At 72.4% G+C, this 12,165-nt stretch carries 12 protein-coding genes and 1 tRNA gene; 3 read left to right on the top strand and 10 right to left on the bottom strand.

The window, feature by feature from the left end:
* The first annotated feature begins 5 nt into the window (after positions 1-5).
* Both M1L56_RS06395 and M1L56_RS06400 read left to right on the top strand, forming a co-directional pair.
* Complete coding sequence (locus M1L56_RS06395) at positions 6-344, top strand: DUF202 domain-containing protein (protein ID WP_067949931.1); 339 nt, start codon at positions 6-8, stop codon at positions 342-344.
* Complete coding sequence (locus M1L56_RS06400; protein WP_248598595.1) at positions 344-706, top strand: hypothetical protein; 363 nt, start codon at positions 344-346, stop codon at positions 704-706. The genes M1L56_RS06395 and M1L56_RS06400 overlap by 1 nt, the downstream gene beginning before the upstream one ends.
* Positions 707-723: 17 nt before the next feature.
* On the opposite strand, the gene M1L56_RS06405 is transcribed toward M1L56_RS06400, so the two are convergent.
* From M1L56_RS06405 to M1L56_RS06420, 4 genes are all read right to left on the bottom strand, one after another.
* Positions 724-2,436 carry a long-chain-fatty-acid--CoA ligase gene (locus tag M1L56_RS06405; RefSeq protein ID WP_248598596.1) on the bottom strand — a complete coding sequence of 571 codons (1,713 nt, stop codon included), beginning with the start codon at positions 2,434-2,436 and terminating at the stop codon, positions 724-726.
* Positions 2,436-3,407 (bottom strand): ribose-phosphate diphosphokinase, encoded by a 972-nt coding sequence (locus tag M1L56_RS06410; RefSeq protein WP_067949925.1) that lies wholly within the window; start codon positions 3,405-3,407, stop codon positions 2,436-2,438. The genes M1L56_RS06405 and M1L56_RS06410 overlap by 1 nt, the downstream gene beginning before the upstream one ends.
* A 37-nt stretch (positions 3,408-3,444) precedes the next feature.
* Complete coding sequence (gene glmU / locus M1L56_RS06415; protein ID WP_248598597.1) at positions 3,445-4,893, bottom strand: bifunctional UDP-N-acetylglucosamine diphosphorylase/glucosamine-1-phosphate N-acetyltransferase GlmU; 1,449 nt, start codon at positions 4,891-4,893, stop codon at positions 3,445-3,447.
* A 1-nt stretch (position 4,894) separates the two neighbouring features.
* A tRNA-Gln gene (locus M1L56_RS06420) sits at positions 4,895-4,966 on the bottom strand.
* 98 nt (positions 4,967-5,064) lie between these two features.
* Between M1L56_RS06420 and M1L56_RS06425 the strand changes: the two genes are divergently transcribed.
* Positions 5,065-5,559, top strand: a complete 495-nt coding sequence (locus M1L56_RS06425; protein WP_067949920.1) for a MarR family winged helix-turn-helix transcriptional regulator — start codon at positions 5,065-5,067, stop codon at positions 5,557-5,559.
* 67 nt (positions 5,560-5,626) lie between these two features.
* Here M1L56_RS06425 and M1L56_RS06430 read toward each other — a convergent pair whose 3' ends face one another.
* The 6 genes from M1L56_RS06430 to M1L56_RS06455 form a co-directional block, all read right to left on the bottom strand.
* Positions 5,627-6,286 carry a methionine ABC transporter permease gene (locus M1L56_RS06430; RefSeq protein ID WP_248598598.1) on the bottom strand — a complete coding sequence of 220 codons (660 nt, stop codon included), beginning with the start codon at positions 6,284-6,286 and terminating at the stop codon, positions 5,627-5,629.
* A complete protein-coding gene (locus tag M1L56_RS06435) occupies positions 6,286-7,314 on the bottom strand; it encodes a methionine ABC transporter ATP-binding protein (protein WP_248598599.1) in 1,029 nt (342 codons plus the stop codon). The genes M1L56_RS06430 and M1L56_RS06435 overlap by 1 nt, the downstream gene beginning before the upstream one ends.
* Positions 7,315-7,434: 120 nt before the next feature.
* Positions 7,435-8,322 carry a MetQ/NlpA family ABC transporter substrate-binding protein gene (locus tag M1L56_RS06440; RefSeq protein WP_248598600.1) on the bottom strand — a complete coding sequence of 296 codons (888 nt, stop codon included), beginning with the start codon at positions 8,320-8,322 and terminating at the stop codon, positions 7,435-7,437.
* A gap of 189 nt (positions 8,323-8,511) precedes the next feature.
* Positions 8,512-10,365, bottom strand: a complete 1,854-nt coding sequence (locus M1L56_RS06445; protein ID WP_248598601.1) for an ABC-F family ATP-binding cassette domain-containing protein — start codon at positions 10,363-10,365, stop codon at positions 8,512-8,514.
* Between the two features lie 199 nt (positions 10,366-10,564).
* Positions 10,565-11,518: a 4-(cytidine 5'-diphospho)-2-C-methyl-D-erythritol kinase gene (locus M1L56_RS06450; RefSeq protein ID WP_248598602.1), complete on the bottom strand. Its 954-nt coding sequence runs from the start codon at positions 11,516-11,518 to the stop codon at positions 10,565-10,567.
* 22 nt (positions 11,519-11,540) lie between these two features.
* Positions 11,541-12,083 (bottom strand): DUF4287 domain-containing protein, encoded by a 543-nt coding sequence (locus tag M1L56_RS06455; protein ID WP_248598603.1) that lies wholly within the window; start codon positions 12,081-12,083, stop codon positions 11,541-11,543.
* Between the last annotated feature and the right edge of the window lie 82 nt (positions 12,084-12,165).

Here is a 12,165-nt window from a genome sequence, read left to right on the forward strand (position 1 = left end):
CCGAGGTGAGCGCCTACCGCGTGCCGGCGACCGGCGACCCCGGCCTCCAGCCGGAGCGAACCGCGCTCGCCTGGGGCCGGACCTCGCTCGCGATCGCCGTGAACGCGCTGCTGTCGCTGCGCACCGGGCTCGTGCTCGGCGAGCCGTCGCTGGTCGCCATCGGGGCGCTGCTGTTCGCCGCCGCCGGCGGCGCGGTCGCGATCGGCGCCGTGCGGCGCGTGCAGCTCTCCGGCGCCGAGCTGACGATCACCCCGCCTGCTTGGGCGCTGCCCGGCGTCGCCGCGGCGACCGTCCTCGCGAGCGTGGGCGGCATCGCCTCGGTGCTCGTGGAAGGATCGGCGTGATGGACGATTCGCATCCCGAACTCGACGACGACGGCTGGCGCGACGACCGACCGGTGCGCACCGAGCGGCGCCGCCGCGCGCTCCGGATCGTCGTGCTCGTCGCGCTCGCGGGCATGCTGCTCCCCCTCGTCCTCTCGGCGTACGGCGTCGCCCGCGCCGCCGCCGAGCGCGCGTGCGCCGTCTACGCGCTCGACTACAGCGTCAACGCGACCTCGAGCGTCGGCTTCGACCTGTTCGCCGAGGGCGGCCCGGGCTGGCTCTGCTTCGCCGAGGTCGGCGCGGGCGACCGCGGCATCCTGCTCGGCAACCTCGGCCTCATGCCGGCCGCCCCGCGCCCCGCAGCGCCCGGACGCGACGCGTAGCGCCCTCGGGCGTCCCGCTACCGCACCGCCTCCGACTCGAGCAGGCGCTGCCTGACCTGGCGCCGGATCACCTTGCCGATGAGCGAGCGCGGCAGGTCGTCGACCGCGATGACGCGCTTGGGCACCTTGTACGGCGTCAGCCGTTCGCGCGCGAGGGAGCGGATCGACTCGACATCGAGGGTCGCGCCGGCTCGGAGCACGACGGCGGCGACGACCTCCTCGCCCGACCGGGCGTCCGGCAGGCCCACGACCGCGCAGTCCTCGATGTCGGGATGGTGCCGCAGCGCCTCCTCGACCTCGCTCGGTGCGACGTTGAAGCCGCCGGTGATGATGAGTTCCTTGATGCGGTCGACGATGGTGACGAACCCGTCGTCGTCGATCGTGACGATGTCGCCCGTGCGGAACCACCGCGCACCGCCGTGCGGGTCGTCGACGAACACCGCGTCGGTCTCGTCGGACTTGCGCCAGTACCCGGTGAACACCTGCGGTCCGCGCACGACGAGTTCACCCCGCTCGCCGTGCGGCACGTCGCGCATCGGGTCGTCGGGGTCGACCACCCGGACCTCGGTCGACGGCAGCGGGAGCCCGACGGTCCCGGCCTTGCGAGTCGGCGCGACCGGGTTCGCCATGAGCACGGGCGAGCACTCCGACAGCCCGTATCCCTCGACGAGCATGCCGCCGGTCTGCGCCTCCCACGGCTCGACCACCTCGGCCGACAGCGGCATCGCGCCCGAGATGGCGATGCGGATGCCGCGCAACGAGACGCCCCGCTCGACGGCGGCGCGCGTCAGCCGCTCGTAGATCGGCGGCACGGCCGGCAGGAACGTCGGCGGGCGCTTCCGGGCGACCTTCAGCACGAGGTCGGGGTCGAACTTGGGGAACAGGACGAGCCGAGCGCCCATGCTCATCGCGAAGGTCAGGCACAGCGTCAGGCCGTACGCGTGGAACATCGGCAGCACCGCGTAGACGACCGACGTGCCGCGCTCGATCTCGGGCACCCACGCACGGGCCTGCGCGGCGTTCGCGAGCAGGTTCGCGTGCGTGAGCGTCGCACCCTTCGGCGAGCCCGTCGTCCCGCTCGTGTACTGGATCAGCGCGACGTCGTCGACGCCGGGTGCCGCGAGGTGCGCATCGACCGGGTCGGATGCCACGACCTCGCGCCACGGGACCGCGCCGCGTACGCGCGTGGTCAGCGCGGCCCGCGACTCGCGCGCCTTCGCGATCGGCAACCGCAGCAGGGCGCGGGTCGCGAACGGCATCGCCCGCGTGACGTCGACCGACACGACGTGCTGCACGCGCACGTCGTCGGGGAACGCCCGGATGGTCTCCACGACGTTGCTCCAGGCGATCACGACGCGCGCGCCGTGATCCTCGAACTGGTGGCGCAGCTCCCGCGGCGTGTAGAGCGGGTTGTGCTCGACGACGATCGCCCCGAGGCGCAGCACCGCGTAGAACGCGACGATGTGCTGCGGGCAGTTCGGCAGCACGATCGCCACCGGGTCACCCGGCTGCACGCCAAGGCGCCGCAGACCCTCGGCAGCCCGCTCGATCTGGTCGCCGAGCTCCGCGTACGTCGTCACGCGGCCGAAGAACTCCAGCGCGGGCCGGTCCGGGTACTGCTCGACCGACGCGCGGATCAGGTCCCAGAGCGAGCCGTCGGGCGGCGGGAGTTCGTGCGGGACGCCGGGGGCGTAGCTTCGGAGCCAGGGCTTCGCCGTGGCATCCGCCATCAGGCCGCGCCGTCGAACATGCTCGTGACGCTGCCGTCCTCGAACACCTCGTGGATGGCCCGGGCGAGCAGCGGCGCGATGGGCAGCACCGTCAGGCGGTCCCAGCGCTTCTCCTCCGGAACGGGCAGCGTGTCGGTGACGACGACCTGGTCGATGAAGTCGGACTGCAGGATCTCGACGGCGGGGTTGGAGAACACCGCGTGGGTCGCGGCGACCACGACACCCGTGGCGCCGTTCTTCTTCAGCGCCTCGGCCGCCTTCACGATGGTGCGGCCCGTGTCGATGAGGTCGTCGACGAGCAGGCACACGCGTCCCTCGACGGTGCCGACGATCTCGTGCACCGAGACCTGGTTCGGGACGAGCGGGTCGCGCCGCTTGTGGATGATCGCGAGCGGCGCGCCGAGCTTGTCGGACCAGATGTCGGCGACGCGAACGCGCCCCATGTCGGGCGAGACCACCGTGAGCGTCTCGGGGTCGAGCAGCTTGCGGAAGTGCTCGAGCAGCACGGGCATCGCGAACAGGTGATCGACCGGGCCGTCGAAGAAGCCCTGGATCTGCGCGGCGTGCAGGTCGACCGACATGATCCGGTCGGCGCCGGCGGCCTTGTAGAGGTCGGCGACCAGGCGGGCCGAGATCGGCTCGCGGCCGCGGCCCTTCTTGTCCTGCCGGGCGTAGGGGTAGAACGGCGAGACCACCGTGATGCGCTTCGCGGACGCGCGCTTCAGCGCGTCGACCATGATGAGCTGCTCCATGAGCCACTCGTTGATCGGCGCCGCGTGCGACTGGATCACGAACGCGTCGGTGCCGCGCACGCTCTCGCCGTAGCGCGCGTACAGCTCGCCGTTGGCGAACGTGCGGGCATCGGTCGGCACGAGCTCCGAGCCGAGCTCGGCGGCGATCTGCCGCGCGAGCTCCGGGTGCGCCCGCCCCGAGATCAGCACGAGCCGCTTCGATCCGGTGGTCTCGATCATGTGTGCAGTCCTTCCCACCGGTGGCGGCGTTCTCTGGTCAGTCCTCGGTCGCCTGGACGGCGTCGCCCGTGCCGGCCGCCTCGGCCGCCTCGGCGGCCTTGGTGCCGGCCCGGTGCTCCCGGACCCACCCGTCGATGTTGCGTTGCGGGGCGACGTTCACCGCGAGGGCACCGGCAGGAACGTCCTTGCGGACGACCGTCCCGGCCCCCGTGTAGGCGCCGTCCCCAATCGTAACGGGCGCGACGAACACGCCGTGCGACCCCGTGCGGACGTGGGACCCGATCGTGGTGCGGTGCTTGCTCACGCCGTCGTAGTTCGCGGTGATCGAGCCGGCACCGACGTTCGAGCCCTCGCCGATCTCGGTGTCGCCGATGTAGGACAGGTGCGGCACCTTGCTGCCCGCGCCGATGTCGGCGTTCTTCGTCTCGACGAACGTGCCGATCTTGCCGTCGGCGCCGAGCACGGTGCCCGGGCGGAGGTACGAGAACGGTCCGACGGAGGCACCGGCGCCGATAACGGCGAGCGTGGCATCCGTTCGCTTGACCTCGGCGTTCTCGCCCACCTCGCAGTCGACGAGCGTCGTGTCGGGGCCGACCACCGCGCCCGTCGCGATGGCCGTCGCGCCCTTCAGCTGCGTGCCCGGGCGGATCGTGACGTCGGGCTCGATGCGCACGGCGAGGTCGATCCACGTGGTGCCCGGGTCCTCGATCGTGACCCCGTTGAGCTGCCAGCCGCGCACGATGAGCGCGTTCAGCCGCGCGGCGGTCTCGGACAGCTGGGCGCGGTCGTTGATGCCCGCGACGAGCCAGCCCTCGGACACCGGCCGGGCCTTGACCTCGGAGCCGGCGGCGCGGAGGTGCTCGATGACGTCGGTCAGGTACTTCTCGCCCTGCGCGTTCTCGGTCGTGAGGTTCGCCAGCTGGTCGCGCAGCGCGTTCGCGCCGAACGCGTAGACGCCCGCGTTGACCTCGTCGATCGCGAGCTCCGCCTCGCTCGCGTCCTTCTGCTCGACGATGCGGTCGAACGACCCGTCGGCCGCCCGCACGATGCGCCCGTAGCCGGTCGGGTCGTCGTATCGGGCCGAGAGCACGGATGCCGCGAGCCCGTCGGCGCGGTGGCGCTCGAGCAGCTCGGTGAGCGTCGAGGCGTTCAGGAGCGGCACGTCGCCGTTCAGCACCAGGACCTCTCCGGCGAAGTCGCCGGGGAGCGCCTGCACGGCCTGCTCGACCGCGCGGCCGGTGCCCGGGATCTCGTCCTGGTCGACGATGATCGTGCCGGGCAGCTCGGTCTCGATCGCCGCCGCGACGAGGTCGCGCTCGTGGCGCACCACGGCGACCACGTGCGCGGCATCCAGCGCACGTGCCGTGGCGAGCACGTGCGCGATGATCGGCGCACCCGCGAGCGGGTGCAGGATCTTCGGCGTGGCCGACTTCATGCGGGTGCCCTGACCCGCGGCGAGCACGATGATGGCGAGGTTGTTGTCCATGCTCCGCCACCAGGATTCGAACCTGGTCCTCACAGCTCCAAAGGCTGTCGTGCTGCCGTTACACCATGGCGGACCGCGCCCGGCGGGGGTCCGCCGAGCGCCTACCAAGTCTGCCACGCGGCATCCGTCGGCTCTGAACGGATGCCGCATGCCCGATGCGATACTGGCGACATGACGGCGGACGCGGACGAGGTGGACCGGATCGTCGACGACTGGGAGCGCGAGCGCCCCGACCTCGACTTCGCCCCCCTGCAGGTGTTCTCGCGCGTCGGGCGGCTCGCGAAGCTGCTCGACCGCGCCCGCAAGCAGGCGTTCGAGCGCTCGGAGCTGGAGTCGTGGGAGTTCGACGTGCTCTCCGCGCTGCGGCGTGCGGGGGCGCCGTTCCGGCTGCCGCCGAAGGCGCTGCTCGCGCAGACGCTCGTCTCGAGCGGCACCATGACGAACCGCATCGACCGGCTCGTCGCGCGCGGGCTCGTCACGCGGCAGACCGACCCGCACGACGGCCGCGGCATCCTCGTCGAGATGACGCCCGCGGGCGTCACGCGAGTCGACGCCGCGATCACCCGGCTCGTGGATGCCGAGGCCGAGCTGCTGGCCGGCCTGCCCCCGGCCGAGCAGCGCCGGCTCGCCGCGCTGCTGCGCAAGCTCTCGCTCGGCTTCGCCTGACCCGAGGGGACGCGACGTGCCGCGCCGCCGCGGCGTCCCGCGGCGTGTCGCGTCCCCTCGGCGCGGTCTACCGGCGCAGCACCCGCCGGGCGAGCCAGTTGCCGAGGTACTGCACCACCTGCACGAACGCGACGATCAGCAGGACCGCCGCCCACGTGACCACCGGCTCGAACTGCCGGTAGCCGTAGAGCTGCGCGAAGTAGCCGAGCCCGCCGCCGCCGATGAGCCCAGCCATCGCCGACATGTCGATCACCGCGACGACGATGAACGTGTAGCCGAGGATGAGCGGCCCGAGCGCCTCGGGCACGACGACCGTCCCGAGGATCCGCCAGGGTCCGGCGCCCATCGACCGCGCCGCCTCGATCACGCCGGGTCGCACGGTGAGCAGGTTCTGCTCGACGATGCGGCCGAACGCGAACGACGCCGCGAGCGAGAGCGCGAAGATCGCGGCATCCGTGCCGATGCCGACGCCGATCACCGCCCGTGTCACGGGCTGCACCGCCGCGATGAAGATGATGAACGGGATGGGCCGGAAGAAGTTGATGACGACGTTCAGCACGTTGTTCACGACGGCGTTCGGCAGCAGGCCGCCGCGCCGCGTGACGTACAGGCCGACGCCCAGGAGGAAGCCGCCCGCGCCGCCGAACAGCATGGTCAGCGCGACCATGTACAGGGTCTCCGCGGCCGCGGTCCAGAACTCGGGCGCCAGTTCGATGAGCCGGTCCATCAGCGGGCCTCCGTCACGTCGGCGTGGCGCGCGACCGTCTCGAGCGCGCGGTCGATCGCGGCATCCGCCCCCCGGATCGCGAGGGTCAGGTGGCCGAACGCGCGTCCGCGGATGTCGTTGATGCCGCCGTAGACGAGCTCGAACTCCAGGCCCGCCGCCGCGAGGTCGATGAAGACCTGCGCCTGCGAGGCGTCGCCGTCGCGGAACGAGAAGGTCACGATCCGCCCCTCGTGGCGCTCGCGGAGCACCGCGAGCTCGGCGGGCGAGGGTACGCCCTTGATGACGGTGCCGACGAACCGCTGCGACGACGGATGCCGCGGGCCGGAGAACACGTCGAACACGTCTCCGTGCTCGATCACCCGGCCGCGGTCCATGACCGCGACCTTCGTGGCGATCGTCTGGATCACGTCCATCTCGTGGGTGATGACGATGATCGTGACGCCCTGCTCCTCGTTCACGCGCTTCAGCAGCGTCAGCACCTCGTGCGTCGTCTCGGGGTCGAGCGCGCTGGTGGCCTCGTCGGCGAGCAGGAGGCGCGGGCGGGTCGCGAGGGCGCGGGCGATGCCGACGCGCTGCTTCTGCCCGCCCGAGAGCTGGTCGGGGTGGGCGCCGGCCTTGTCGGCGAGGCCGACGAAGTCGAGCAGCTCGTCGACCCGGGCGCGGATGTCGGCCGCGCGCCATCCGGCCACCTTCAGCGGGTACGCCACGTTGCCCCGCACGGTCTTCGCATCGAACAGGTTGAACTGCTGGAAGATCATGCCGATGCCGAGGCGGATGCCGCGGAGCTCGCGCTCGGCGAGCCCGGTGATCTCGCGCCCGTCGATGCGGATCGAGCCGCTCGTCGCGGGCTCGAGCGCGTTGACGAGCCGCACGAGCGTCGACTTGCCCGCGCCGGAGTAGCCGATGATCCCGAAGACGTCGCCCGCCTCGATCTCGAGCGAGACGTCGTCGACGGCGGTGACGGGCTCGGCGCGCCGGTCGGCCGCCGGATAGGACTTGGTGACGTGCTCGAGGGTCACGAGCGCCATGGGGTACCTCCTTCCGTGGGCAGGCCGGTGGTCGAGGAGCACGCAGGCGCGTACCGAGACCTCGCACGGGTCTCGGTACGGGCGCTGCGCGTCCTACTCGACCACCGGGGCCGCCGCCGACTAGCCCTGGGCGCGGGTGTCGTCCTCGACCTCGGCCAGCGAGGACTCCAGGTCGGCGACCGGGATCTCGACCGAGACGCCGGTACCCGCCGAGGCCTCGTCGAGGCCGGCCTGCACGGCCGCGTCGGTCTGGAAGATCTCGACGAGCTTGCGGTACGTCTCGTTGTCGGCTTCGTCGGCGCGCGCCGCGAAGATGTTGACGTAGGGCAGCGCGTTCGGGTCGGCCGGGTCGTCCTTCGCGATGGCGTCCTCGAAGCTGAGGCCCGCGTCCTCCACGAAGTCGTTGTTGATGATCGCCGCGGCGACATCCGGCAGCGACGTCGCCGTGAGCGACGCCTCGAGCGGGGTGACCTTCACCTTCGACGCGGCCTGGTCGATGTCGTCGACGGTTGAGAAGATCGACCCGCCGTCCTCGAGCTCGATGAGGCCCGCCGACTGCAGCACGAGCAGGGCGCGCGCGAGGTTCGAGGGGTCGTCGGGGATGGCGACGGTCTCGCCCTCCTCGATGTCCTCGACCGACTCGTACTTGGTCGAGTACAGGCCGAGCGGGTAGATCTGCGTCGAGCCGACGGGCGTCAGGTCGGCGTCGGCCGAGACGTTGTAGTCGGCGAGGTAGACGATGTGCTGGAACTGGTTGAGGTCGAGCTCGCCCTCGGTGAGCGCCGGGTTCGGCTGGGCGTAGTCGGCGAAGTCGACCAGCTCGATCTCGATGCCGGCTTCGGCGGCGGCCGCTTCGAAGGCGGGCCACTGCGGGTCGGACTTGCCGACGACGCCGATGCGGACGACGTCGTCGCCCTCGGCCGCCCCGGCGGACGAGCAGGCGGCGAGCCCGATGACGAGCGGGGCTGCGGCGAGCGCGGCGATGAGCTTGGTTCGGGTGCTGGGCATGCGGTGGTTCCTCTTTCAGGTGGGCGCGCGCGAACGGATGCTGGTGGCGGATGGTGCCCGGCATGACGAAACCCCACCGCTGGTGGCGGTGGGGCGTCGATGCCGCGTTCGTGGACGCACGTCAACGTTAGACGAAGGTCCTGCGCCCGAATGACCGCATGGTCACCGAGTGTCACAGATCCTGCGGCGTCATCCCTCGAGTTGCTCGGAAACTTCGAGCCAGCGCGTCTCGAGGTCGGTCACGGAGTCCTCGAGCGCGCGCAGTTCGTCGCCGAGCGCACCGAGTCCGACGTAATCCGACTGGTCGTGCCGGGCGAGCTTCTCGTGCTGCTCGGCGATCTGCGCCTGCAGCTTCTCGAGCCGGCGGTCGATCGACGCCAGCTCCTTCTCGGCGGCGCGGCGGTCCGCGCCCGCGAGCGCCGGGCCACCGGCAGCGGATGCCGCGGGGCCGGTCGTGGACGAACCCGGCGCAGACGCCGGCGCCGTGGCATCCGTCACCTGCCGGCGTCGCAGCTCGAGGTACTGGTCGACCCCCCGCGGGAGGTCGCGCAGGTGCCCCTCGAGGATCGCGACCTGGCGGTCGGTCACCCGCTCGACGAGGTACCGGTCGTGGCTCACCACGAGGAGGGTGCCGGGCCACGCGTCGAGGAGGTCCTCGATCGCGGCGAGCATGTCGGTGTCGAGGTCGTTGGTCGGCTCGTCGAGGATGAGCACGTTGGGCTCCTGCAACAGGATCAGCAGGAGCTGCAGCCGCCGCTTCTGCCCGCCGGAGAGGTCCTTCACGGGCGTCGCGAGCTGCTGGTTCGTGAAGCCGAGCCGTTCGAGCAGCTGTCCGGGCGTGAGCTCGACGGCCTTCGAACCCGAGCCGACCACGTAGCTCGTCTTCTGCGCGGCGACCACCGCGCTCACGCGCTCGTCGGCCCATTCGGCGAGCTCCGCGAGCTCCTGGCTGAGCACCGCGATCTTCACCGTCTTGCCGCGCTTGACGCGGCCGGTCGTCGGCTGCACCTCCCCCGTCACGAGCTTCAGCAGCGTCGACTTGCCCGCGCCGTTCACGCCGAGGATGCCGGTCCGCTCGCCCGGGGCGATGCGCCACTCGAGCTCGTGCAGCACGGTGCGGGTCGCCGGCGCGTCGGGTGCGGCATCCCGGACGGGGTACTCGACCGTCACCCCGAGCAGGTCGACGACGTCCTTGCCGAGCCGCGTGACCGCGAGCCGGTTCAGCTCGACCGGGTTGCGCACGGGCGGCTCGTTCTCGATGAGCTGGTTCGCCGCCTCGATGCGGAACTTCGGCTTCGACGTCCTCGCGGGCGCGCCGCGGCGCAGCCACGCCAGCTCCTTGCGCATGAGGTTCTGGCGCTTGGCCTCGGATGCCGCGGCCATGCGGTCTCGCTCGACGCGCTGCAGCACGTACGCGGCGTACCCGCCCTCGAACGGTTCGACGATGCCGTCATGCACCTCCCACGTGGCCGTGCACACCTCGTCGAGGAACCACCGGTCGTGCGTCACGACGACGAGCGCGCCGTCGTTCGCCGCCCACCGGGCCTTGACGTGACCGGCGAGCCACGCGATGCCCTCGACATCGAGGTGGTTCGTGGGCTCGTCGAGGAACAGCACGTCCCAGTCGCCGATGAGCAGGGCGGCGAGCCCCACGCGTCGGCGCTGGCCGCCCGAGAGGTCGCCCACTCGCGCGTGCCACGGCACGTCGGCGAGCAGCCCGGCGATCACGTCGCGCACCTTCGCGTCGCCAGCCCAGACGTGCTCCTCGATGCCGCCGACGACGGCGTCGGCGACCGTCGTCGCCGGGTCGACCGTGTCGGCTTGGTCGAGCATGCCAATGCGGATGCCGCGGCGCACCGTCACGCGACCGCCGTCCGGCTCGAGCCGCCCGGCCAGCAGCTTCAGCAGGGTGGACTTGCCGTCGCCGTTTCGCCCCACGATGCCGATGCGGTCGCCCTCGTCGATGCCGAGGGTGACCTCGTCGAAGACGGTGCGCGTGGGGAACTCGAGGTGCAGGCGCTCGGCGCCGAGGAGGTGTGCCATGTCGCGCTCAACCCTAGCCACCCACCCTGTGCGCCCTCGCCCGCTGCTCCCCCTCCCCTCCTCCTTCCGCCCCCCCCTGCGACGGAGTGATGCCACCTGCACCGGTGGTGGCGCGCGGCGGTGCACCTGGCATCAATTCGCCGCACGGGCGGGCGCGGGGAAGAGAGAGGGTGGGCGCGGAGAGGGAGGAGGGCGCGCGTCAGCGGAGGACGACGCGGGCGCCGTGGACGGGCCCGTGGACGTGGACCGCGGTGAGCCGCGCCGCCGACAGCGCGACCTGCAGCTCGATCGCCGAGTCGGCGCCGTCGACGAGGAACGCCACCGTCGGCCCCGACCCCGAGACGATGCCCGCGAGCGCGCCGTTGCGCTCGCCGATGTCGAGGATGCGGCCCAGGCCGGGCGCGAGCGACAGCGCCGCCGACTGCAGGTCGTTGTGCAGCGCGGTGGCGAGCCGGCGCGGGTCGCCCGCGCGCAGCGCCTGCAGCACCGCGAGGTCGACGGTGGGCGAGGCAGCGGATGCCGCATCCGCGCCGGAGCGCCAGTCCTCCTCGAGGCCGGCGTCGCGCCGGCGGTCGAGTTCGCGGTAGACCGCCGGCGTCGACAGGCCGAACTCGGCGACGGCGAGCACCCAGTGGAACGACCCGGTCGCGAGCGCCGGGCTCAGCCGGTCGCCTCGTCCGGTACCGATCGCGGTGCCGCCGGTGAGCGCGAAGGGCACGTCGGCGCCGAGGGACGCGGCGAGGGCGTGCAGCTCCTCCTTCGGCAGCGCGGTGCCCCAGAGCGCGTCGCAGGCGACGAGGGTCGCCGCGGCATCCGCCGACCCGCCGCCCATGCCGCCGGCGATGGGCACGTGCTTCTCGATCTCGAGGCGGACCCCGCCGGGCACCCCGGCGTGCCGGGCGAGCAGCTTCGCCGCGCGGACCGCGAGGTTCGAGGCATCCGTCGGCAGGTCGGAGGTGTCGACCGTGCCGCTGAACGAGACCGTGATGTCGTCGTCGGGCCAAGCGCGCACGTCCTCGTAGAGCGACACCGCCTGGTAGGCCGTCGCGACGTCGTGGTAGCCGTCGGCGTCGAGCGCGCCGACGCGCATGAAGACGTTGATCTTGCCGGGCGCCCGGACGTGCACTGCCTCGTCGGTCGCCGCGATCGTCATGCGTCCACGCTAGGGCATGCGGTCAGCCCACGCGCTCCAGCCACTCGCGCAGCGTCGCCTTCACGTCGGCGACGCGCGAACCGTCGGGCATGCGCCCCCACGTGAGCGAGATCGACGAGCGGTCGTCGCCCCGCGGGCTCGACCCGGCGAGCACGAACTCGCCGCCGTCGAGGTGGAACCGGGCGGTCGGATGCCGCGCCGACGTGTTGCGCGCGAGCGGCTCGACCGCGAGTTCGGCGGCCACCACGTCGGCCAGCGCGTGGAGCGCCGCGACCGCGTCGAGCGGCACCGTGCGCGAGACGCTCGCCTCGAACATGCCGTCCTGGCGCTGCCCGGGCGAACGGATGCCGCGGGCCTGCTCGTACGCCACGGTGAGGTGCTGCGACCACCACGCGTCGACCCCCTGGTCGGCAGGGAGCCAGGCGGCGATCTCGGGGTGGGACCACTCGCGCGCCCCCGCCTCGTCGAGGATGGCGAACCAGTCCTCGCGAGCGCGCCCGGTCACCTCGCGCACCTTGGCGTCGCCGACGCCGTCGCCGCTCGATCCGATGCCGTCCGTCGTCATGCCCTCACGCTACCCGGGGCGCGGGGGCCCGCCGCAAGGGGGTGGCGTCGGGCCGTTCCTCCGTACTCGGGTCGGTGCGCGG

Origin of the sequence: Agromyces sp. C10 (assembly GCF_023217995.1) — a bacterium.
GTDB classification, from domain to species: Bacteria; Actinomycetota; Actinomycetes; order Actinomycetales; family Microbacteriaceae; genus Agromyces; species Agromyces indicus.